Source organism: Micromonospora arida, from assembly GCF_042873195.1.
Taxonomy (GTDB): Bacteria; Actinomycetota; Actinomycetes; order Mycobacteriales; family Micromonosporaceae; genus Micromonospora; species Micromonospora arida.
Genome location: NZ_JBIALC010000001.1, coordinates 932,904 through 951,739 on the forward strand (window position 1 = coordinate 932,904; position 18,836 = coordinate 951,739).

19 protein-coding genes and 1 pseudogene are annotated in these 18,836 nt (G+C 71.6%); 13 read left to right on the forward strand and 7 right to left on the reverse strand.

Annotation, left to right across the window (positions count from 1 at the left end):
• Positions 1 to 2 precede the first annotated feature (2 nt).
• The 7 genes from ACFYP0_RS04465 to ACFYP0_RS04495 are packed head-to-tail and all read left to right on the forward strand — an operon-like array spanning position 3 to position 7,334.
• Positions 3 to 551 (forward strand): (2Fe-2S)-binding protein, encoded by a 549-nt coding sequence (locus tag ACFYP0_RS04465; RefSeq protein WP_355500327.1) that lies wholly within the window; start codon positions 3 to 5, stop codon positions 549 to 551.
• Positions 548 to 2,938 (forward strand): aerobic carbon-monoxide dehydrogenase large subunit, encoded by a 2,391-nt coding sequence (locus tag ACFYP0_RS04470; RefSeq protein ID WP_091399281.1) that lies wholly within the window; start codon positions 548 to 550, stop codon positions 2,936 to 2,938. The genes ACFYP0_RS04465 and ACFYP0_RS04470 overlap by 4 nt, the downstream gene beginning before the upstream one ends.
• Before the next feature lie 10 nt (positions 2,939 to 2,948).
• Positions 2,949 to 3,815 carry an XdhC family protein gene (locus ACFYP0_RS04475; protein ID WP_355500329.1) on the forward strand — a complete coding sequence of 289 codons (867 nt, stop codon included), beginning with the start codon at positions 2,949 to 2,951 and terminating at the stop codon, positions 3,813 to 3,815.
• A gap of 3 nt (positions 3,816 to 3,818) precedes the next feature.
• Positions 3,819 to 4,394 carry a nucleotidyltransferase family protein gene (locus tag ACFYP0_RS04480; RefSeq protein ID WP_355500332.1) on the forward strand — a complete coding sequence of 192 codons (576 nt, stop codon included), beginning with the start codon at positions 3,819 to 3,821 and terminating at the stop codon, positions 4,392 to 4,394.
• Positions 4,391 to 5,260, forward strand: coding sequence for an AAA family ATPase (locus ACFYP0_RS04485; protein WP_355500335.1), 870 nt, complete (start codon positions 4,391 to 4,393; stop codon positions 5,258 to 5,260). Before ACFYP0_RS04480 ends, ACFYP0_RS04485 begins: the two co-directional genes overlap by 4 nt.
• The gene (locus ACFYP0_RS04490; RefSeq protein WP_386994349.1) at positions 5,257 to 6,099 is read left to right on the forward strand and encodes an SRPBCC family protein; all 843 of its coding nucleotides are present in this window, start codon (positions 5,257 to 5,259) and stop codon (positions 6,097 to 6,099) included. Before ACFYP0_RS04485 ends, ACFYP0_RS04490 begins: the two co-directional genes overlap by 4 nt.
• Positions 6,096 to 7,334, forward strand: a complete 1,239-nt coding sequence (locus tag ACFYP0_RS04495; protein ID WP_386994351.1) for a vWA domain-containing protein — start codon at positions 6,096 to 6,098, stop codon at positions 7,332 to 7,334. Before ACFYP0_RS04490 ends, ACFYP0_RS04495 begins: the two co-directional genes overlap by 4 nt.
• Here ACFYP0_RS04495 and ACFYP0_RS04500 read toward each other — a convergent pair.
• From ACFYP0_RS04500 to map, 5 genes and pseudogenes are all read right to left on the reverse strand, one after another.
• On the reverse strand, positions 7,259 to 8,215 hold the full coding sequence (locus tag ACFYP0_RS04500; protein ID WP_124853910.1) for a LysR family transcriptional regulator: 957 nt from the start codon (positions 8,213 to 8,215) through the stop codon (positions 7,259 to 7,261). The genes ACFYP0_RS04495 and ACFYP0_RS04500 overlap by 76 nt on opposite strands.
• Before the next feature lie 159 nt (positions 8,216 to 8,374).
• Positions 8,375 to 9,175: an FkbM family methyltransferase gene (locus ACFYP0_RS04505; RefSeq protein WP_355500344.1), complete on the reverse strand. Its 801-nt coding sequence runs from the start codon at positions 9,173 to 9,175 to the stop codon at positions 8,375 to 8,377.
• Positions 9,176 to 9,209: 34 nt separating this feature from the next.
• The gene (locus ACFYP0_RS04510) at positions 9,210 to 10,865 is read right to left on the reverse strand and encodes a sulfatase-like hydrolase/transferase (protein ID WP_386994353.1); all 1,656 of its coding nucleotides are present in this window, start codon (positions 10,863 to 10,865) and stop codon (positions 9,210 to 9,212) included.
• Between the two features lie 275 nt (positions 10,866 to 11,140).
• Positions 11,141 to 11,833 (reverse strand): annotated as a pseudogene (locus tag ACFYP0_RS04515) (CDP-alcohol phosphatidyltransferase family protein); the annotation flags it as partial.
• Between the two features lie 186 nt (positions 11,834 to 12,019).
• Complete coding sequence (gene map, locus ACFYP0_RS04520; protein ID WP_356975174.1) at positions 12,020 to 12,793, reverse strand: type I methionyl aminopeptidase; 774 nt, start codon at positions 12,791 to 12,793, stop codon at positions 12,020 to 12,022.
• A 65-nt stretch (positions 12,794 to 12,858) separates the two neighbouring features.
• Here map and ACFYP0_RS04525 point away from each other — a divergent pair, with 65 nt between their 5' ends.
• Together ACFYP0_RS04525 and ACFYP0_RS04530 are read left to right on the forward strand one after the other, a co-directional pair.
• Entirely contained in the window at positions 12,859 to 13,161 is a 303-nt protein-coding gene (locus tag ACFYP0_RS04525; RefSeq protein ID WP_124856151.1) for a helix-turn-helix domain-containing protein, read from the forward strand.
• Positions 13,162 to 13,366: 205 nt separating this feature from the next.
• Entirely contained in the window at positions 13,367 to 13,762 is a 396-nt protein-coding gene (locus ACFYP0_RS04530; RefSeq protein WP_355500352.1) for a hypothetical protein, read from the forward strand.
• A gap of 53 nt (positions 13,763 to 13,815) precedes the next feature.
• Here the strand turns inward: ACFYP0_RS04530 and ACFYP0_RS04535 are convergent, their stop codons facing one another.
• Complete coding sequence (locus ACFYP0_RS04535; RefSeq protein WP_355500355.1) at positions 13,816 to 14,565, reverse strand: glyoxalase; 750 nt, start codon at positions 14,563 to 14,565, stop codon at positions 13,816 to 13,818.
• A gap of 166 nt (positions 14,566 to 14,731) precedes the next feature.
• On the opposite strand from ACFYP0_RS04535, the gene ACFYP0_RS04540 reads away from it, so the two are divergent.
• Genes ACFYP0_RS04540 through ACFYP0_RS04555 form a run of 4 tightly spaced genes read left to right on the forward strand, consistent with a single transcriptional unit; the run spans position 14,732 to position 17,986 of the window.
• Positions 14,732 to 15,658 carry a hypothetical protein gene (locus ACFYP0_RS04540; RefSeq protein WP_355500357.1) on the forward strand — a complete coding sequence of 309 codons (927 nt, stop codon included), beginning with the start codon at positions 14,732 to 14,734 and terminating at the stop codon, positions 15,656 to 15,658.
• Positions 15,655 to 16,107, forward strand: coding sequence for an ABA4-like family protein (locus tag ACFYP0_RS04545; RefSeq protein WP_356975170.1), 453 nt, complete (start codon positions 15,655 to 15,657; stop codon positions 16,105 to 16,107). Before ACFYP0_RS04540 ends, ACFYP0_RS04545 begins: the two co-directional genes overlap by 4 nt.
• 5 nt (positions 16,108 to 16,112) lie before the next feature.
• A complete protein-coding gene (locus tag ACFYP0_RS04550) occupies positions 16,113 to 17,363 on the forward strand; it encodes a sensor histidine kinase (RefSeq protein ID WP_356975168.1) in 1,251 nt (416 codons plus the stop codon).
• A complete protein-coding gene (locus ACFYP0_RS04555; RefSeq protein WP_112605650.1) occupies positions 17,360 to 17,986 on the forward strand; it encodes a response regulator transcription factor in 627 nt (208 codons plus the stop codon). The genes ACFYP0_RS04550 and ACFYP0_RS04555 overlap by 4 nt, the downstream gene beginning before the upstream one ends.
• Before the next feature lie 84 nt (positions 17,987 to 18,070).
• Here ACFYP0_RS04555 and ACFYP0_RS04560 read toward each other — a convergent pair whose 3' ends face one another.
• On the reverse strand, positions 18,071 to 18,787 hold the full coding sequence (locus ACFYP0_RS04560; RefSeq protein ID WP_355500365.1) for a YoaK family protein: 717 nt from the start codon (positions 18,785 to 18,787) through the stop codon (positions 18,071 to 18,073).
• Between the last annotated feature and the right edge of the window lie 49 nt (positions 18,788 to 18,836).

Below are 18,836 nucleotides of genomic sequence, written 5' to 3' on the forward strand. Positions count from 1 at the left end.
GCATGCAGGTCACCATGACCGTCAACGACGTCGAGGTCACCCGGGAGATCGAGGCCCGGCTGCTGCTGGTGCACTTCCTGCGCGACGTGCTGGGTCTGACCGGCACGCACTGGGGCTGCGACACCAGCAACTGCGGCACCTGCGTGGTCTGGCTCGACGGCGAGCCGGTGAAGTCGTGCACGGTGCTCGCGGCGATGGCCGGCGGCCACCAGGTGCGTACCGTCGAGGGCCTCGCCAAGGGCGCCGAGCTGGACCCGATCCAGCAGGGGTTCATGCAGTGCCACGGTCTGCAGTGCGGTTTCTGCACCCCGGGGATGATGATGACCGCGCGGGCGCTGCTCGACCGCAACCCCGACCCGAGCGAGACGGAGATCCGGGAGGCGATCTCGGGTCAGATCTGCAGGTGCACGGGTTACGCCACCATCGTGCGCTCGGTCCGCTGGGCGGCCGTGTCGGAGGCGCAGGCCGCGGCCCAGGTCACCGAGACCACCGAATCGTCCGAGGCCGGCGAGATCGATAACGCCGGCCAACCCGCGGAGGCCGTGGCATGACCACTGTGCACGAGCGCGTGGACACGTTCCACGACAACGACCAGAAGCCCGTCGGGTACGGCCGGATGCTGCGCAAGGAGGACCCGCGCTTCCTGCGTGGTCGTGGCCGGTACGTCGACGACGTCCAACTGCCCGGCATGCTGCACCTCGCGATCCTCCGGTCGCCGGTGGCGCACGCCAGGATCGTCAGCATCGACACCAGCGCCGCCGAGGCGTCGCCCGGGGTGAAGGCGGTGGTGACCGGGGCGATGCTGGCGCAGCAGAACCTGGCCTGGATGCCGACGCTCTCCAACGACGTGCAGGCCGTGCTCGCCACCGACAAGGTGCGTTTCCAGGGCCAGGAGGTGGCGTTCGTCGTCGCCGAGGACCGGTACGCGGCGCGTGACGCGCTGGAGCTGATCGACGTCGAGTACGACGTTCTCGACCCGGTGATCGACGCGCGCCGGGCGTTGGAGTCGGACGCACCGCTGATCCGCGACGATCTGGACGGCAAGACGAACAACCACTGCTTCGACTGGGAGACCGGCGACGAGGCGGCCACCGAGGCGGTCTTCGCCCGCGCCGACGTCGTGGTCAGTCAGGATCTCGTCTACCCGCGGGTGCACCCGGCGCCGATGGAGACGTGCGGGGCGGTCGCCGACTACGACGCGGTCGACGGCAAGCTGCGGCTCTGGTCGACCACCCAGGCCCCGCACGCGCACCGCACCCTCTACGCCATCGTGGCGGGCCTGCCCGAGCACAAGATCCAGGTGATCTCGCCGGACATCGGCGGCGGGTTCGGCAACAAGGTGCCGATCTACCCCGGGTACGTCTGCGCGATCGTCGCCTCCATCGTCACCGGCAAGCCGGTGAAGTGGATGGAGGACCGCTCGGAGAACCTGATCAGCACCGGTTTCGCCCGCGACTACATCATGCGCGGGGAGATCGCCGCGACCCGCGACGGCCGGATCCTCGGCATCCGCACGAACGTGCTGGCCGACCACGGCGCGTTCAACGGCACCGCCGCCCCGGTGAAGTACCCGGCCGGCTTCTTCGGGGTCTTCACCGGCAGCTACGACATCGAGGCCGCGTACTGCAAGATGACCGCGGTCTACACCAACAAGGCGCCCGGCGGCGTCGCGTACGCCTGCTCGTTCCGGATCACCGAGGCGGTCTACCTGGTCGAGCGGATCGTCGACTGCCTCGCCGACGAACTCGGCATGGACCCGGCCGAGCTGCGCTTGAAGAACTTCATCCAGCCGGAGCAGTTCCCGTACACGACGAAGACCGGCTGGGTGTACGACTCGGGCAACTACGAGCCGACGATGCGGCTCGCGATGGAGATGGCCGGCTACGACGAGTTGCGCCGCGAGCAGGCCGAGAAGCGGGCCCGGGGCGAGCTGATGGGCATCGGCATCGCGTTCTTCACCGAGGCCGTCGGCGCCGGGCCGCGCAAGGACATGGATATTCTCGGGCTGGGCATGGCCGACGGCTGCGAACTGCGCGTCCACCCGACCGGAAAGGCAGTGGTACGCCTCAGCGTGCAGTCGCAGGGTCAGGGGCACGAGACGACGTTCGCGCAGATCGTCGCCGAGGAGATCGGGATCCCCCCGGCGGACATCGAGGTGCTGCACGGCGACACCGACAACACCCCGTTCGGCCTCGGCACGTACGGCAGCCGCTCGACGCCCGTCTCGGGCGCGGCGGCGGCCCTGGTGGCCCGGAAGGTCCGCGACAAGGCCCGGATCATCGCCTCGGGGATGCTCGAGGTGTCGGTCGCCGACCTGGAGTGGGAGAAGGGCGCGTTCCACGTCGCCGGTGACCCGGGCCGGTCCGTCACGATCCAGGACATCGCCCTGCGCGCGCACGGCGCGGGCGACCTGCCCGAGGGCATCGAGGGCGGCCTGGAGGCGCAGATCTGCTACAACCCGTCGAACCTGACCTATCCGCACGGCGCGTACATCTGCGTGGTGGACATCGACCCCGGCACGGCACAGGTGACGGTACGACGGTTCATCGCGGTCGACGACTGCGGCACCCGGATCAACCCGATGATCATCGAGGGGCAGGTGCACGGCGGGTTGACCGACGGGGTCGGCATGGCGCTGATGGAGATGATCGCGTTCGACGAGGACGGCAACTGCCTCGGCGCGTCCCTGATGGACTACCTGATCCCGACGTCCCTCGAAGTGCCCGACTGGGAGACCGGCTTCACCGTCACGCCGTCACCGCATCACCCGATCGGCGCGAAGGGCGTGGGCGAGTCCGCCACCGTGGGGTCGCCGCCCGCGATCGTCAACGCGGTCGTGGACGCCCTCAAGCCCTTCGGCGTCCGCCACGCCGACATGCCGCTGACGCCGTCGCGGGTCTGGGACGCGATGCGCGGCCAGGCCCGGCCGCCGATCTGAGGAGCCGAGGATGACCACCATCGCCGAACGCGCCCGGGAGCTGACCGACACCCGGGAGCCGTTCGTCCACGCCACAGTGGTCCGCGCGCAGGATCCGACGTCGGCCCGGCCGGGCGACGACGCGGTGATCCGGTCCGACGGCTCGATCGAGGGCTTCGTGGGCGGGGTGTGCGCGGAGAGTTCGGTGCGCGCCGCCGCCCTCGACACCCTGCGCGACGGCACCGCCCTGCTGCTGCGGGTGCTGCCGGAAGGCGCGGCCCCGTTCCCGGACGCACCGGGGGCGCGGGTGGTGGTCAACCCGTGCCACTCCGGTGGGGCGATCGAGGTCTTCCTCCGACCGATACTGCCGGCACCGGCGCTGCGCGTGGTCGGTGACACCCCGATCAGCGCCGCCGTGGCGACCCTCGCAGCGTTCCTCGACTTCGACGTCGTCGCCGCCGACGACTGCACCGGCTGCACTGCGGTCGTGGTGGCCGGGCTCGGCAAGGGCGAGCAGGAGGCGATCCGGGCCGCGCTCGACGCCGGCGTCGGGTTCGTCGCATTGGTCGCCAGCGGCAAACGCGGCGTGACCCTGCTTGACGAACTGGGCCTCACCGACGCGGAACGCGCCCGCGTCCACACCCCGGCCGGGCTGGAGATCGGCGCGCGTACGCCGGCGGAGATCGCCCTGGCGATCATGGGTGAGGTGGTCCGGGCCATCCGGGTGGACGGGTTGGCCCCGGCCTCCGGCGCGCCGGCCGCCCGACCGCAGCAGGCCGTCGACCCGGTGTGCGGGATGACAGTGCTGGTCGGGACGGAGACGCCGCACGCGCGCGTCGACGGGCAGGACTTCTGGTTCTGCTGCGCCGGTTGCCTCGCGAGTTACTCGGCGGCGTGACCCGTGTTCCTGACCGGCGTGGTGCTCGCCGCTGGAGCGTCGGTGCGGCTCGGCGAGGCCAAGCAACTGCTCCCGTACCGGGGGCGGACGCTGCTCGACGCCACCCTCGACCTGGCGCGCTCGTGCGGCTTCGACCAGTTGCTCGTCACCCTGGGCGGCGCGGCGGGCGGCATCCGCGACCGGGTGGACCTGACCGGCTGCCAGGTCGTGCAGAACCCGGCGTTCAGCACCGGCTGCGGGTCGTCGGTCAGCACGGCCGCGCGGGCCGTGGACCCGCGCGCCGACGCGCTTGTGCTGCTCCTCGGCGACCAGCCCGGCGTCCGCGCCACGGACGTCCGCCGGGTCGCCGCTGCGGGCACCCCGCTGGCCGTGTGCCGGTACGCGGACGGCCTGGGCCATCCCTTCCGCTTCGGCCGCGAGGTCCTGCCCGAGTTGTACGACCTGCACGGCGACAAGGCCGTCTGGAAGCTCCTGCACTCCGGGCGTCACCCGGTGACCGAGGTGCCCGTCGACGGGCCGGTGCCGATCGACGTGGACACCCGAGCCGACTACGAGCGCCTGCTGGCGGGCGAGGCATGAAGGACGCCCAAGCCGTCCGGCACCGCCTCGACGCCGTCGACTACCTGGTCGACGACGGCATGGCGATGGCCCTGTTCCTGGCCCTGCGCCTCGGCCGGCCCCTGCTGCTGGAGGGCGAGCCGGGTGTCGGCAAGACCGCCGCCGCGAAGGCGTTGGCCCGCGCGCTGGAGACACCGCTGATCCGGTTGCAGTGCTATGAGGGGCTCACCGCGGGCGAGGCGCTCTACGAATGGAACTACCAGCGGCAACTGCTGGCGATCCGGCTTGCCGAGGCGCACCACACCCGGCTCACCGACGCGGACCTGTTCAGCGCCGAGTACCTCCAGGAACGGCCGATCCTGCGGGCCGTACGCCACCGGGGGCCGGTCCCGCCGGTGCTGCTGATCGACGAGATCGACCGGGCCGACGACGAGTTCGAGGCGCTGCTGTTCGAGTTCCTCGGCGAGGCCGGCATCACGATCCCCGAGCTCGGCACGTTCACCGCCCATACGCCGCCGGTCGTGGTGCTCACCTCCAACCGCAGCCGGGAGTTGCACGACGCGTTGCGCCGCCGCTGCCTGTACCACTGGATCGACTTTCCCGAACCGGCCCGCGCCGTCGAGATCGTCCGACGCGCCGTGCCGGGCGCGACCGAGCCGCTGATCCAGACTGCCGTCCAGTTCGTCGGCGGCGTACGCGGCCGGGAGCTGGAGAAGCCCCCCGGGATGGCCGAGACCATCGACTGGGTGGCCGCGCTGTCCGTGCTGGGCGTCGCCGATCTCGCCGCCGACGACGTCGCGCTGACCATCGGCACCATCGCCAAGACCCCCGACGACCGCGCCGTGGTCGCCGCCGCGCTCGGCGCCTACCAGGAGAGCCAGCTATGAAGATCACGAACGAGTTCGCGGTCGCTGTCCCGATCGACGAGGCGTGGGCGGTGCTCACCGATCTGGAGGGGATCGCGCCGTGCCTGCCGGGCGCCCAGTTGACCGGCGTCGACGGTGACGTCTACCGGGGCAGGGTGAAGGTCAAGGTCGGGCCGGTGATCTCGGAGTTCGCGGGCACCGCCCGGTTCGTCGAGAAGGACGACGCCGCCTACCGTGGGGTGATCGACGCGAAGGGCCGCGACGCCCGGTCGACGGGGAACGCGTCCGCGCTGGTCACCGCCCACCTGCGGCCGGACGGCGACCGGACGCTGGTCAGCGTGGACACCGACCTGAAGATCTCCGGCAAGCTGGCCCAGTTCGGCAGCGGCATGATCAAGGAGGTGTCGGGCAAGTTGGTGGCCCAGTTCGTCGCCAACCTGGAGGCCAAGCTCGCGGCCGACCACTCGGCCCCGGCCGTGCCGGCACCACGCGCGGACTCCGAGCCCGTCGCGCCGCCGTCCGGAGTTCCCGAGACGCTTCCCGCCGCGTCCGCGACAGCGGTCGCCACCACGCCCACGACCGCCGCCGTCGCGCCGTCACCGATCGAGCCCTCACCCGTCGCGCCGTCGCCCGCCTCTTCGACGGCGGCATCGTCGCCGATCTCGCCGTCACTGCCGTCGGCCCCGGCGGCGGCGGCCGAGTCGCCCGGCGGTTCCACCCGCGTGGCGGCGGCTGCCGAGCCGGAGGCGCTCGACCTGCTCAGCATCGCCGGCGGTTCGATCACCAAGCGCCTCGTACCCGTCGTTGTCGGTCTCGTCGCCGTGGGCGCGGTGATCGCCTGGCTGGCCTCGCGCCGGTGAGCCAGGGCATGCTGCGCGGGGTCGACCGGGCCGCGTTCGCGGTGGCGCTCGCCGGCCGGCTGCGCCGAGCCGGCGTCGCGGCCGGCCTCACCGACGTCGACGACTTCGTCAGGGCGCTCGCCGCCAGCCCACCCGACTCGATGTCGTCGCTCTACTGGACCGCCCGGATCTGCCTGGTCCGACGGCACGCCGACCTCGCCGCGTTCGACCGGGTCTTCGCAGCGATCTTCGCGGACCCGCCCCCGCTGCCCCGGTCGTCGCGGTCCGCGTCCCCACCTGACGCTCACGACGACGTGTACGTGCGGGTGCCGGCCGACACCGACGACTCGGATTCCGGCGGTGGCCTGCCGTGGGCGACGCTGCCGCCGGCCGTCACGGAGACACCGGCACACGACACCGCGCTGCTGCTGCCCGAGCGGCGCCCCAGCGCCCTCAGCGGGCTCGCCGACCGTCCGTTCGACGAACTCGACAGCACGCAGGTGGCACAACTCGGCGACGCCCTGCGCAGGGCCGTCGCCGGCTGGCCGACCCGGCGTACCCTGCGGTTCGCCATCGGCGCGGGCGGTGCCCGGGTCGCGTTACGGGCCACCATCGCCCGGGCCCGCCGCACCGGGTGGGAACCCGTCGAGGTCGTCCGCGAGCGACCGGTGCGACGACCACGCCGGGTCGTGCTGCTCTGCGACGTCAGCGAGTCGATGCGGGCGCAGGCGACCGCGTACCTGCATCTGATGCGGGCGTTCGCGGTGGTCGCCGACGCGGAGGTCTTCGCGTTCGCGACGACGCTGACCCGGCTCACCGTGGTGCTGCGACACACGTCGGCGGCCGAGGCGGTCGCGCAGGCCAGCGCCGCCGTGACCGACCGGTACGGCGGCACCCGGATCGCCACGAACCTGCGCTCCCTGCTCACCTCCCATCACGCGGACGCCGTGCGCGGGGCGGTGGTGGTGATCGGATCGGACGGCTGGGACAGCGACCCGCCGGACGAACTGGCGGCGGTGATGGCCCGGCTGAGCCGCCGCGCGTACCGGATCGTCTGGTTGAATCCCCGCGCCGGCGCGCCCGGCTTCACGCCCCGGGTCGGCGGCATGGCCGCCGCTCTCCCCTACTGCGACCGGATGCTGCCGGCCGGCACCTTCCAGGACCTGCTGGTCGTCGCCCGTCAACTCCAGAGCGTCACGTGCACCGACGGCCGGAAGTGGCCGACGCTGACGCCCGCGCCGCGCATCATCGCCTGAATCGCCCTCGGCGTCGACGAGAAGCGCGACAGTTCCTCGGCGGCCGACATCGAACCGGGGGTGGCGAGCACCTGCGCGTGCCACACCGCCTCCATGGTCGCGTGCGGCCCCACCACCTGCCCGAGCTGGCCCTGACGGATGTCCGGCGCGACGGTGAACGCGAGGGCCGGTGCCACCCCCCTGCCCCGCTTGGCCTCCCCCAGCGCGGCCGCGTGGCTCTGGAAGATCTGCTGCCGCTCTTCCGGCACGGCCAGCCGGCGCAGCAGCGCCGGGACCGCGCCCCACTCGGTGGCGGCCGACGGCCCGAGCAGCCAGGTCTGCTCCCGCAGCTGCCCCGGGGACGCCGCCAGGCCGGCCAGTGGATGCTCCGGACCGACGGCGATCACGAGCCGGTAGTTCATCACCGGCCGGCAGCCGATGGCGCTGTCGACGACCGAGGGTTGCGGCCCGATCGCGATGTCGGCGGCGCGGGTCAACAACAGCGATTCGAACGAGCCTGGGTTGCGCACGCTCAACTCGACGTCGAGGTCGGCGGCCCGCTTCGCGAAGAGTTCGATCAGCCCCGGCGCGGCGAACTCGGCGAACAGGCTCGACGCGGCGACCCGCAGCATCCGTCGCCCGCGCGTCGCGGCGCTGACCTCCAGCATGGTGCGGTCCTGCAGGCCCAGCAGCTCCGCCGCGCGACTGGCCAGCCGCAGCCCACCCGGGGTGAACGCGAGGCCCGCCGCCGTCCGGGCGAAGAGCTTGTCGCCGAACTCCTTGCGCAGCTGGGCGATGTGCAGCGACACCGCCGACTCGGAGACCTGAAGCTCCGCAGCGGCCTGTTTGACCGAGCCCAGCCGGACCACGGCGACGTACGCGCGCAGCTGTGTCGGGGTCACCGGCGTCACCCTCTCCCCCGCGATCGCGTGGCTCGGCTCGGCGTCGAGACGAACGACGATCATCCCGCGCCAGCCCGTCCCACCGCCAGCGGCCGATCATCTGATCGTCGGGCCCGGTGCCGTTCACCGCCGGACCGAAGCGGGTGACGACTGCTCCGGTCAGCTATCGGTGGTGGCCGCCTGGCTCCCGGACACGCAGTACACGTCGCCGGAGTTCGCGGCGTGCGGTAGTTCGTGCAGATGCGTCGCCAGGTCGGTCGCGGACATCCAACGTCGGAACGTCATCGACTTGTCGTCGCCCAACGCCACGTCGAAGCCGTCGAAGCCGAGCGCGGTCAGCCGATCGAGACACCGGGCGGCGACCGCACGCGCGATCGTGGTGAACTCGAACGACAACGCGAGCAGTGGGCGGCTCAGGCCGGCCAGCACCTCGTCCTCGAAACCCTCAACGTCGATCTTGGCAAAGGTCGGCACGCCGTACGTCTCGATCAGCGCGTCGACGGTGACCACCGGGACCTCGATGTCGGCATCCCACACCTCGCCGTCCCACCCGCCCGCGCCCTCCGCCGCCCGCACGAAGTCGGGCGAGGCGGTGGACACGGTGGGATTGGCGGAGTTGACGTGGAAACGGGTGCTACCGGGGGCTGCGCCGCAGACCGCTTCGACGAGTGTCACCTGGTCGTCGTCGGCGTAGATGGCCCGCAGGGCGCGGAGGCACAGCGGCTGCGGCTCCACGGCGACCACCCGCGCCCCGAGACGACGAAAGCTGGCGATGTGGTCGCCCACGTGCGACCCGACGTCGAAGACGAGATCGCCCTCGGCGACGAACCGGGAGTAGAAGGCGTCCATCCGCGCGTCGCGCTCGGCGTCGCCGTAGTAGACATCCAGCGATCGGTGCAGGAGGGACATCGCGGGGTCGGTTCTGAGCGCGGCGATCCTGGTGTCGGTGCCAGCCGTCATCTGTCTTGAGTCCAGTCCGTCGGGTTGGCCGGGCTTACGGCCCGAAGGCGGTCAGGAAGCGGTCCCGGAAGGTGTCCATCCGCCAGACCGGTGCCTGCGGACCGGGCTTGAGTCCGTCCTGCCAACCCCACCCGGAGATCCGGTCCAGGACGGCCCGGTCCCGGGTGATGATGGTGATCGGGACGTCTCGGCTGGCGTTGTCGCCGGTGACCACTGCGGCGGGCTGATGGTCACCGAGGAAGATGAACACCAGGTCATCGTCGCCGTAGGTCTGCACGTACGAGATGAGCGCGCTCAACGTGTACTCGATGGAGTGCCGGTAGTCCGCGCGGATCTGCTCGGTGTTGCGTCGCTTGTCGTCGGACTCCTTGACGGTCCCCTTGAAGATCGCCCCGTTGCCGATGGCTGCCCAGTCGACCAGATCCGGGACGGGCGTCCAGGGCGCGTGACTCGACACCAGCGCGAGTTCCGTCATCGTCGGCTTGCCGTCGCGCTTCGCCTGCTCCAGGCGCCGCCAACTGGCGAGGGTGTACTGGTCGGGCATCGTGCCGAAGCTGAACTTCGGGCCGCGGTACCCGAGGGCTCTGGCGTCGTAGAACCGCTCGTAGCCGAAGAAGGAGCCCTCCGGCCACGCCCTGCTGACGGCGGGCATCACTCCCACGGTCTGCCAGTCGGCACGGCGGAAGGCGCCGTTGAGGGTCATCCGGTCACTCGCCAGCAGGGTACGGTGCCGCTGGTCGTTGTCGACCCAGAGGCCGGACAGCAGCGTGTCGTGCGCGAGCCAGCTGCCGCCGCCGAACGTCGGCGACGTGAGGAAGCCGCTCTGCGCGGCGAATCCCGCCGCGTTCAGCCGGCTGGTCCCGCCGTCGAGGACCGCACCGACCTGTGGGGCGAACTCCGGGTCCTCGACGGCGTCCCGGCCGTAGCTCTCCACGAAGGAGATGACCACGTTCTTGCCGCGCAACGCGGTGAGCAGTTGGTCGCCGGGGGTGTCGGCGAACCTGTCGTCCCCGAGCAGGGCGGCGAACCTCTCCCGGTCGTCGAGTCGCAGGCGCACCTGGAAGCCGTGGCCGTTGGTCAGCGTGGTCGCGGACGTGTCGGCGACCGGCACGCCCTCGACCACCCGCACGTTGAACGCGGCGCAGGCCACCCAGACGACCACCAGCGCGGCCACGATCCGGGTGGTCGCGGTGCGGTGTCGGACCACCAGTCGCCGCAGTCGCCGCATCGACAGCGTGACCAGTGTGGGCAGGCCCACGAACACCACCGCCAGGGTGATGGCGACGCCGATGGCGGCGGGTCGACCGTACGACTCGCTGAGGAAGGCGAACCCCTCGTCGAGGAGCGCCCAGTCGAGCACCGGGTCGAACGCCCGGCTCAGCGAGGCGGTGAACCCCAGGTCGAGCAGCTTCAACAGGCCGAGCAGGCCGAGGGCCACGCCGGCCAGCGTCGCGACCAGTCGGCTGCCGCGAGACGGCAGGGCGAGTAGGAGGGCCACTACCAGCAGCGCCTCCAGGGGGATCCGCGCGAACGCCGCCGGGCTGAGCCGGCCGAAGTCGTACGGCACGGTGAGGACGAGCAGCACGAGCAGCGCGGCCAGCACGGTCGTCAGCCGGGCGGCGATGGAGCGTTTCGGCCGATCCTCGACGTGGGTGCCGTCGGCGGTGTCGCCCGAGGCTTCGGCCCTCATCGCCCTCCGTCCCTGGTTCGGCAACTGACGTACGCGCGTCAAGAGCGACAACCCGGGCATCCTTCCATGATCTTTGCTGAGTACGGCATCCGGGCGGCTCAGACGCGGGCGATCCCGCGTCGGGCCACGGCGACAGTCGGACGGTCCGACCACTGCAACCCATCGGTCTTGCTCGGGGTCAGCTCGGCCAGCCCCGCTCCGGTGCCTGGGGCGCTGTGGCTCGCCGAGCTGGCCGGCTGGACCATCGCACCCTGGGCGCCATGGAGAACGGTGTGGCGCAGGTGCCGGTTCGTCCAGAGCCAGGCGACGTCACGCCCGAACGACTCGACCAGCAGCGCCACCGACACCACCAGCATCAGGGTCGTCAGCGGCGCGGGCAGCACGTCGGCCATCGCCACCGTCAACACCACGCCCTGGATCGCGGCGACGACCTTGCTCCAGTAACGCGGCGGCGCGGATCCCCGCATCCACTCCAACATCCAGGTCGCGGCGCCGAAGAGGTAGCGCATCGCGCCGATCACGAGCACCCAGCCACCGACAGCGGGGGCCACATGCAGGCAGAGGACCAGGACCAGGACGGAGTCGATCTCCATGTCGAAGCGCGCGCCGAGCTCGCTGGTGGTCCCGGTGCGGCGGGCCGTGTACCCGTCCACGGCGTCGAGGGCCAACGCCACGCTGGTGAGGACGACCATCAGGGTGATCGGCGCCGACCGGCCGAACGAGTCGGCGGCCAGGGCCGTCACGCCGCCGACGAGGATCGCCCGGCTCAGGGTGACCCGGTCGGCCGGGCTGAGCGCACCCGCGCCGGAGCGGGACATCCCCCGGCTGAGCAGGGCGCACAGGACCACCCCGTACGCCAGCCCCGCCACCCAGCCCGCCGTGCCCAGACCGACCGTCTCCCCCAGCACCGCCAGCAGGACGATCTGCACGAGCAGTCCGATGACCGGACCAGTTCGAACCGTTGACATCGTGCCTCCGTGACTCTGGTGGGTGACCCTGACCGTCATCACGGAAAATATGACCGATCGGTTCATTCTGAACACGATTCGGCAGGGTGCCACGGAGGGACGTGCCCCTTCGGCCGCCGGTTAATCGTCCATCGTGGGCCGCCCGTCGTCGGCTGACCGGTGAGGGCGTCGATCGTGCCCCACGGGTCAGGGCGTCGGCAGGGTGAGCACGTCCGCGCCGTCGTCGGTGATGGCGATGGTGTGCTCGCTGTGCGCCGTCCGGCAGCCCGTCGCGCTGCGGAGGGTCCAGCCATCGGCATCGGTGACGAGCGTGGCGGTGTCCGCCATCACCCACGGCTCCAGCGCCAGCAGCAGCCCCGGGCGTAGCCGGTAGCCGCGACCGGGGCGGCCGGTGTTGGAGACGTGCGGGTCCTGGTGCATCGTCGATCCGACGCCGTGGCCGCCGAACTCCGTGTTGACCGAGTATCCCGCCGCGTTGAGGACCGAGCCGATCGCGTGGGAAATGTCACCGATGGGAACGCCGGGGCCGGCGGCGGCGATCCCCGCCTGCAAGGCGCGCTCGGTCGCCTCGATCAGCGCGACGCTCTCCGGGGGCCGCACGTCGCCCACGATGAAGCTGACGGCCGAGTCCGCGACGACTCCACCCTGGGAGACGGCGAGGTCGAGCGAGAGCAGGTCGCCGTCGGCGAGCGGGTAGTCGTACGGCAACCCGTGCAGCACGGCGTCATTCACCGACGTGCAGATGTAGTGGCCGAACGGCCCGCGCCCGAAGGACGGCTCATAGTCGACGTAGCAGGACTGCGCCCCGGCCTCGGTGATCATGGCCTGGGCCCACCGGTCGATGTCCAGGAGGTTGGTGCCGACCACGCAGCGGCCCTTCAGCGTCTGCAGGATGCGGGCGACCAGCGCGCCGGTGTCCTTCGCTCGCAGCACGTCGGTGGGGCTCAGGATCTCGATCATGCAGCGCCTTCCTCGGACGACCAATAAGTATCCCGGCCATATTATCCCGGTACTAGAATCGGAGCATGGTCAGGTTGCCGCTCACTCCCGCAGAGCTCGAACGCGGACAGCGCCTCGGTGCGCTCCTGCGTCGAGCCCGTGGAGAGCGTTCGATGCTCCTCACCGCGCTGGACGCGGGCGTCTCGCCGGAGACCCTTCGAAAGATCGAGTCCGGCCGGATCGCCACCCCCGCGTTTCCGACCATCGCGGCCATCGCCGACGTCCTCGGGCTCTCCCTCGACGCCGTCTGGTCAGAGATCAACACGTCGGACGACAGCGCCGAACTCCCCCGACCGACGGCCACCGCGCGCCAACGGTTGGCCTCCTAGCGCGCTGCGGTCGAGCCGGTTGACGCCGCCGCAGGTGATGGGTCGCCGTCACGGTGATCGTCGCCGCCCCTTCCATGTTGAGCCTGCTCTGCATCGCCTGAGGTGCCCCCACGTGGCGGCGCTGTTCCGCCACAGCGCAACGAGGGCTCGGTCCGCAAACTGACGGTGACGTCGTCTCAGAACCATCGAATGAGATGCTGCGGGGGTGATTCGCCGACACGCCGTCGGGTTCGGCCTGGCGATCGGGCTGCTCACCGGCTGCTCCGAGCCGCCGTACGCACTGCCCGACCGAAACGCGGCTGACGTGCGGGCTGAGGAGGAACGTCTCGCGACGCTCCTCCCCGCCGAGTTGCTGAACGGACCAGGCACCTGCGAGGTTCGACTGCTGGGGCGAGACGGCTCTTCGTCGTTCGCCTGGGCGCACTGTGAAGCAGCACCGGGGGTCGGGGACGTCTTCGGAGTCTCCATACCGGTGCGGGTGGACGGCGATCGCGTCACCCAGCCCGGCGATGGGAGCGACTACTCCGCGAGCGTGCGTCGGATGTTCCCGGAGCGGCTGGCGGAGGTTGTCCTCGACGACGACACCAACGTGCGGCCCTGACGGGTTCGGGCTACAACGACATCGCTGCGGGCCGGACGCGGGGAGGTCCGGGGTCAGCGCGGGTCAGGCCACCACGGTTCGAGGACGGCCGGGTCGGCGACGTACTGCGCCACCTGCGTCCGCTGCTCCGGGGTCAACGACAGCGCCTGGAGTCGGGCGCCCCACTCGGGCACCCGGTCGGCCTTGTCCAACGCGGTGGCCAGCTCGATCAGGCCGGCCAGCGCCATCGCCTGCTCGACCACCGGCGCGTCCTCGGCGCGGCGGCGCATCCCCGAGTCGAGCGCCCGATAGGCCGCCCGGTCATCCGTCTTGAACTCGCGCAGGATCCGCGCGTTGTCGAGCACCCGGGCCAACCCGTCGAGCTCCGTCGACCCGCCGTACTCCAGGTCCTGCGGCTCATCCCGCTGGATGAAGGTGATGGTGTTGCCGGACGGGTCGACGATGCTGAACCGCGACGCGCCGGCGCGGTAGCGGGTCATCCGGGGCAAACCCTTGACCAGCACCTTGCCGTAGCTGCGGCGCATCGCCTCGGTGAACACCGCGTGGTACGACGCCACCGCGTCCACCATCACCAGGCAGCCGCCGGAATGCTCTTTCGCCGGGTCGAGATCCTTTGGTGCCGGCCCGTAGTGCAGCTGGAACCCACTCCACTGGAAGGCCAGGTACACGTACGGTCTGGTCTGCTCGTAGGTCACCTCGAACCCGAGCGCCCGCCAGAACGCCAGGGTTTCCTCCGGGGCTGGGCAGTGCAGCAGCGGCACTGTGGTCTCGTTCGGTTGGACACGGTCCGCACTGGTCGTCATGGTCGATCCCCGTCCCGTCGGCAGGCCGGCCATTGTGCCAGCACCACCGAGCGGCTTCGACGGGTTTCGTCTCCTACCCAGGGAGGAGGCGGCCTCCGACCAGCGGCCGCAACCGGGGCTCGGGGTTGGACGCGATCGGCGGACACGACCACGAACATCTACAGACATGACTACAGTTGTGCGCCGGGCGACGCAGTGGAATCGCCCTCTGATGGTCTTCGTCTCCGCGATGGCGGTGCTCGCCGTCGTCGCGGCCGTCGGCATTTTCGTCGATTCGCGCGTTCTCACCGGGGCGCCGATCTGGCTCAAGCCGTTCAAGTTCGCGGTGTCGTTCGTGCTGTACGGCGCGACGCTCGCCTGGATGCTCTCCCTGCTGCCACGACGCAGCCGGGCGGCCGAGTGGGCGGTCACGGTAATCGTCGCGATGGCGGTGATCGAGATGATCGTGATCGTCGCCCAGGTGGTACGCGGACAGACCAGCCACTTCAACGGCACCTCCCCGCTCAACGGTGCACTGTTCTCGGTGATGGGCGCGGCGATCATGGTGCTTTTCCTCGCGCACCTCCTGGTCGGCGTCGTGCTGCTGATCCGGCGGATCCCGGACCGGGCCGCTGCGACGGCCGTCGGGTGGGGGCTCGGCCTGTCGCTGCTGGGCATGCTCGCGGCGGTGCCGATGGTGCTTCCCATGCAGGAGCCGGGGATCGACGGGATCTCCGGGGCGCACAGCGTGGGCGTCGTCGACGGCGGATCGGGACTGCCCGTGGTGGGCTGGAGCACCACCGGCGGTGACCTGCGGATCGGGCACTTCGTGGGGCTGCACGCCCTCCAGGCGTTGCCGATCCTGGCGATCCTGCTGAGCCGGTTCGCGACGCGGTTGGACGAGCGCACCCGCGCCCGGCTGCTTGTCGTCGCGGGCGCCGCGTACGGCGTACTCACAGTGCTGTTGACCTGGCAGGCCCTGCGCGGACAGCCGCTGCTGCGGCCGGACGCCGTCACGCTCGCCGCGGTCGCGGCCCTGGTGGTCGCGACGGCGACCGCGACCGGTCTGGTGCTGGCCCGGCGACGTCGGCCGGAACTGGCGCTGGCCGCATGACCGGAACGCTGTTCTCCCTGACGTTCGCGGTGGCCGCGCCGTTCTGGGCGCTGATGATCCTGCTTCCGCGCTGGTCGTGGACCGCCCGGATCATCGCCTCCCCGCTGATCGTGCTGCCGGTCGTGGTGATCTACGCGCTGCTGGTGCTCCCGGCGTTCGGCGACGTGCTTCCGGCCGTGGCGTCGCCGACCCTGGCCGGGGTGCGCGACCTGCTCGGCACCTCCGGCGGGGCCGCGGCGGGTTGGGCGCACATGATCGCGTTCGACCTGTTCGTCGGACGGTGGGCGTGGTTGGACAGCCGCGATCGGGGGGTGCCGGCGCTGGTGATGGCTCCGGTGCTGGTGCTGACCATCCTGCTCGGGCCGCTCGGCCTGGCCGCGTACCTCGTGGTCCGGACCCGGTGGCGGCGGTCGGCGGCCGCCGCCACCGGGCCGCAGCACCTAGGCTGACGACCGTGAGCTGGCTCGGGCGACTGTTCGACATGCGGGACACGCTCGTGCGGATGGTGTTGCTCGATCTCACCGGGCTGTGCTACCTGCTCGTCGTCCCGCACTCCGCCAGCACACCCACGACGACACAGTGGATCCTTGCGGTGCTCGCGTTCACCGTGGCGCTGGCGGCGCACCGTCGGCCGGTCGTCAACCTGGTGGCGCAGGCCGCCCTGCTGACGGTCGCGATCGGCCTGATCGACGACTTCACGATCAACCAGGTTGGCACCAGTTGGGCATTGCTCGAAGTCACCATGCGTGCGCGCCGCCCCCGGACCATCTGGCTGGCCACCGCGCTGCTGGTCCTGGTCGATCTGACCGACTCGATCGGCGACCCGCCGCGCCGGTTCGCCTCCGGGGTCGTCGGGCTGGCCCTGGAGGTCGGCGTACCGGTGCTGCTCGGCCTCGTCATCCGCACCAACCGGGAGCTGAGTCGACAGGCCGTGGAGCGCGCCCTGGCCGAGCAACGCCAGCACGCCTCGGAGAGCCGCGCGGCCCGCGCCGACGAACGCAGCGCCATCGCCCGCGAGCTGCACGACGTCGTCGCGCACCATGTGGCGTCGATGGTCCTGCGGGTCGGCGTGGCCCGGCACGTGCTCACCGACCTGGACCCACGGGTGGGCGAGGTCTTCAACGACGTGCACGGCACCGGCACCGCGGCCCTCGCGGAGCTGCGCCGGCTGGTCGCGGTGCTGCGCAACCCCGACGGGGTACGCGGCGACGCGGCGCTGACCGCGATCGAGCCGTCCGCGCTGCCGGCGGCGATCGGCGCGTCCATCGACCGGGCCCGGCAGGCGGGTGTCACGGTGGAGGCCGATCTCGACCCGGCGATCGGTTCGCTCGACGCGGTGCGCGGCATGGCGGTGCTGCGACTGACCCAGGAGGCGCTGACCAACGTGGCCAAACACGCGGGGACGTCCGCGCTCGCGCACCTCGTGGTGGCTGTCCGGGACGGCGCGGTGCATTGGGAGGTCACCGACAACGGCCGTGGTGGGGTGCCGGCGGGCGTGCCGGCCGGTGGCGGGCACGGCATCACCGGGATGCGCGAGCGTGTCGAGGTCCTCAGCGGCCGGCTGGAGGCGGGCCCGACCGGCACCGGGTGGCGGGTGCGAACCGTCCTTCCGGCCGTGGCCGCCGCGTCCGCCCACGCACCGGTCGGGTCGGTGCCCCGCGAGCGGGAGGCCCCGGCCGGGTCGCCCGCGTCGGAGCCGGCGTGATCCGGGTGCTGCTGGTCGACGACCAGCACCTCATCCGGGCCGGGCTGCGCATGCTCTGCGACGCGCAACCCGACATCGAGGTCGTCGGGGAGGCCGACAGCGGGCGTGAGGCGATCCCGCTCGCCGGGCGGCTCCTCCCCGATGTCGTCGTCATGGATCTGCGGATGCCCGGCGTCGACGGGATCACCGCGACCAGCCGGATCCTCGCCGAACGCCCCGCCACCCGCGTCCTGGTGCTGACCACGTTCGGCGACGACGACCACCTCTACCCCGCGCTGACCGCCGGAGCGTGCGGGTTCCTGCTCAAGGACGCACCGCCGACCGAGCTGCTGGACGGCATCCGCCGGGCCGCCGTCGGCGACAGCCCGTTCAGCCCGGAGGTGCTGCGCCGCCTCGTGCAGCGCGCGGTGCACGCCCGTCCCGGCTCACCGCCGGCCCTGCCGGGCCTGACCGCCAGGGAACGGGACGTGCTCAACCTGGTCGCCGAGGGCCTGTCCAACACCGAGATCGCCGACCAGCTCCACATCGGTGTCACCACGGTCAAGACCCACATCACCAGCCTGATGACCAAGACCGACAGCCCCAACCGGGTCCGTCTGGCCCTGTTCGCCCGCGGCGTCTGAGGCTCCGGCCGCGCTCGCGGCGTCTGAGGCTCCGGCCGCGCTCGCGGCGTCTGAGGCTCCGGCCGCGCTCGCGGCGTCTGAGGCTCAGGCCCGCATCCGCGCGGACACGGCGATGACGAGCACCAGCGGCACGATCAGCAGGGCCGGGGCGACGACCGGCAGGTGCAGGGCGACCAGGGCTCCGACCGCCGCGCCGACCATGAGGGCCAGCAGCACCTGAGCCTTGGGGCGCAGGCTGGCCCACGGGCTGCGCGCGGCGACCCCGGCGATCAGGCTGGTGAGCGTGCCGGTCAGGTACGTGGAGGACAGGCCGGACACGCCGAAGCGTTGGATCGCACTGCTCTGCACCCCCAGCGCGACAGCGGACAGCATCAGCAGCGCCAAATGGACACCCGCGTCGGCGGTGTGCAGCGTGACCTCCCAGACGGCGGCGAACACCACGAACACCGACAGCTCCAGGACCAGCGCCCAGGTGACCCGCCGGGGCCAGACCGGATCGTCGGGCTGTGCCGAGCCGACGACGCGGGCGCCCGCGAGGACACCGACGATAAAGCTGACGATGGCGCAGCCCGACGTCAGAGCCAGGTCGGCCTCGCCCCGGCCGGCCGAGAGCCCGAGCAGGACCATGTTGCCGGTCATCACGCTGGCGAAGGCGCCGCCGAGGGCGAGGAAACCGAGAGCGTCGGCGCTGCCGGTGAGGAAGGTGAGGACGACGACGAGCGCCTGCCGTCGCCGCAGCAGGCGCTCGTCTCGGCGCGGGGCGACGCGGGGGTGGGTGACGCGGGGCGCTGTGCTCGACACTGTCGGCCACCTTCCAGTAATTGTTCTTCGTATACACTTTGTCCGGACA

Bases quoted from the DNA above. Each gene is read 5' to 3' on its own strand.
- ACFYP0_RS04485 (WP_355500335.1), top strand. From the start codon at position 4,391: ATGAAGGACGCCCAAGCCGTCCGGCACCGCCTCGACGCCGTCGACTAC.
- ACFYP0_RS04470 (WP_091399281.1), top strand. From the start codon at position 548: ATGACCACTGTGCACGAGCGCGTGGACACGTTCCACGACAACGACCAG.
- ACFYP0_RS04525 (WP_124856151.1), top strand. From the start codon at position 12,859: ATGGTCAGGTTGCCGCTCACTCCCGCAGAGCTCGAACGCGGACAGCGC.
- map (WP_356975174.1), bottom strand. From the start codon at position 12,793: ATGATCGAGATCCTGAGCCCCACCGACGTGCTGCGAGCGAAGGACACC.
- ACFYP0_RS04535 (WP_355500355.1), bottom strand. From the start codon at position 14,565: ATGACGACCAGTGCGGACCGTGTCCAACCGAACGAGACCACAGTGCCG.
- ACFYP0_RS04545 (WP_356975170.1), top strand. From the start codon at position 15,655: ATGACCGGAACGCTGTTCTCCCTGACGTTCGCGGTGGCCGCGCCGTTC.
- ACFYP0_RS04510 (WP_386994353.1), bottom strand. From the start codon at position 10,865: ATGAGGGCCGAAGCCTCGGGCGACACCGCCGACGGCACCCACGTCGAG.
- ACFYP0_RS04505 (WP_355500344.1), bottom strand. From the start codon at position 9,175: ATGACGGCTGGCACCGACACCAGGATCGCCGCGCTCAGAACCGACCCC.
- ACFYP0_RS04475 (WP_355500329.1), top strand. From the start codon at position 2,949: ATGACCACCATCGCCGAACGCGCCCGGGAGCTGACCGACACCCGGGAG.
- ACFYP0_RS04490 (WP_386994349.1), top strand. From the start codon at position 5,257: ATGAAGATCACGAACGAGTTCGCGGTCGCTGTCCCGATCGACGAGGCG.
- ACFYP0_RS04540 (WP_355500357.1), top strand. From the start codon at position 14,732: ATGACTACAGTTGTGCGCCGGGCGACGCAGTGGAATCGCCCTCTGATG.
- ACFYP0_RS04465 (WP_355500327.1), top strand. From the start codon at position 3: ATGCAGGTCACCATGACCGTCAACGACGTCGAGGTCACCCGGGAGATC.